At 61.4% G+C, this 1,831-nt stretch carries 1 protein-coding gene and 2 pseudogenes; all 3 read right to left on the bottom strand.

What is annotated here, in order from left to right; all coding sequences use genetic code 11:
* Positions 1 to 818: pseudogene (locus B7G52_RS23015) on the bottom strand (chemotaxis protein); the annotation flags it as partial.
* A gap of 58 nt (positions 819 to 876) precedes the next feature.
* Positions 877 to 1,353, bottom strand: coding sequence for a chemotaxis protein CheW (locus B7G52_RS23010; protein WP_096699979.1), 477 nt, complete (start codon positions 1,351 to 1,353; stop codon positions 877 to 879).
* Positions 1,354 to 1,426: 73 nt separating this feature from the next.
* A pseudogene (locus B7G52_RS24295) lies at positions 1,427 to 1,831 on the bottom strand (methyl-accepting chemotaxis protein); the annotation flags it as partial.

Below are 1,831 nucleotides of genomic sequence, written 5' to 3'. Positions count from 1 at the left end.
TTCTGTTTGACGGTGCTGGTCAGCTCTTCCATCGACGCTGCGGTCTCTTCCAGGGAGCTGGCCTGCTCTTCGGTCCGGGACGACAGGTCGTGGTTGCCGGCGGCAATCTGGCTGGACGCTGTCGCTATCGTGTCGGTGCCGCTGCGGACGTTCAGGATGGCCTTGCGCAGCGTCCCCAGAACGGCATCGAGGTTCTTGCCGCTCTTGCTTTGCGCTTCCGTCGAAATTGGCGTCAGATCAATCCTGTCGTTGCCGCCGGCGGACAGCGCCATCACCCGTACATCGAGTTCCGCTGACTGCATCACTTCGCGGTGCATGAGAATCGCGAGATAGGACAGGACAGAAGCTTCCACCACCACATACGCTGCGTGTGCAAGCACCACAGCAATCCCCGGTCGGGTAAAACACACAACCCCGTAACCCCACTCCTGCAGATAATTGAAACTCAGATGGTGAACGGCGATCACGGCCGCCGCGACCACAATGACAAGCCAGCTGCGGTAGACAAGCAAAAAGGCAAGCAGCACAAAAATTCCGAAATGCAATTCGCTGGTCCCGGCTGCCTGATGAATATGCAGGCCTGAAAAGATCATCAGTGCCGCCGCCACCAGGGAGCGTGTCATCAGTGAGCCGGGCGATCGAAAAATCATGACGGTCGGGACCACCGCGGTAGGCAGGCCAACCAGCAAGGCCCAGCGGAGCGTGTCGTTCCACCCCGACAACGCAAGCGACATGGCAAACAGCAGCCAGAGGACCGGCAACATGATCCGGTCTGCCCTCTGGTAATGACTGGTCAAATATTTTTCTGTTTCATTCATCGCACGCTTTCCGTATGAAATTTCTTCTTCGCGTTGCTTGCCCCGTCTTCACACCATCTCAAGCGGCCAGTTTTTCAACCAGGCCCATGTCCTCGCTGGTCATGAGCTTTTCCAGGTCCACCAGGATCAGCATGCGGTCATCGAGCGTGCCCAGCCCGATCAGGTAGTCGGCATCGAGCACCGCCCCCATCTCCGGCGCCGGCTTGACCTGCTCCGGGCTCAGGGTGATCACGTCCGAGACGCTGTCGACCACCATGCCCATCACGCGGCTGGCAATGTTGAGAATGATCACCACCGTGAACTGGTCGTAGGTGGGCGTTCCCAGGTTGAACTTGATGCGCATGTCGATGATGGGCACGATGATCCCGCGCAGATTCACGACACCCTTGATGTGCTCGGGCGCGTTGGCAATGCGCGTGACCGCGTCATAACCGCGCAGCTCCTGCACCTTCTGGATGTCCACCCCGTACTCTTCCTGGCCCAGCGTGAACGCCAGAAACTCCAGCGGCTGGGCCGCCAGGACTCCGGGGGGCATCACCGCTGCAGCGGTCGGGGCGGGGTTGCTTGTGGTTGTCGCATGCATGAGGGCTCCTTTAATTTGGTGGTGTTTAAAACGTTTCCCAGCTGCCGCCAGCTATGGCCGGCTCGCCCGTAGCCGCTACGGGCTTACGCTGCGGCGCTGCGATGGCCTGCCTTGCTCGCGGGGGCTGCATGGGCGAGGAGGCATGGCGTCCAGGGCTTGCCGTGCGCTGCGGTGCAGCCGCGTAAGCCGCGCCCGCCTGCTCGCCCTCGAGCCTGAACGCGCTGACGGCCTGCGACAGCCCGCTGGCCTGCTCCTGCAGCGAGGACGCTGCCGCAGCGGCCTCTTCCACCAGCGCCGCGTTTTGCTGCGTCACCTGGTCCATCTGCGTGATCGCCTGGTTGATCTGCTCAATCCCAGCCGTCTGCTCCTGGCTGGCCGCCGTGATCTCGGCCATGATGTCGGTCACGCGTTTGACGCTGTCCACAATCTC

This window comes from Polaromonas sp. AER18D-145 (assembly GCF_002379095.1).
Lineage (GTDB): Bacteria > Pseudomonadota > Gammaproteobacteria > Burkholderiales > Burkholderiaceae_C > Polaromonas.
This window is presented reverse-complemented; position numbering and strand designations above follow the sequence as displayed.

Excerpts from the sequence above, each read along its gene's own strand:
- B7G52_RS23010 (WP_096699979.1), bottom strand. The coding sequence starts at position 1,353 with ATGCCCCCCGGAGTCCTGGCGGCCCAGCCGCTGGAGTTTCTGGCGTTC.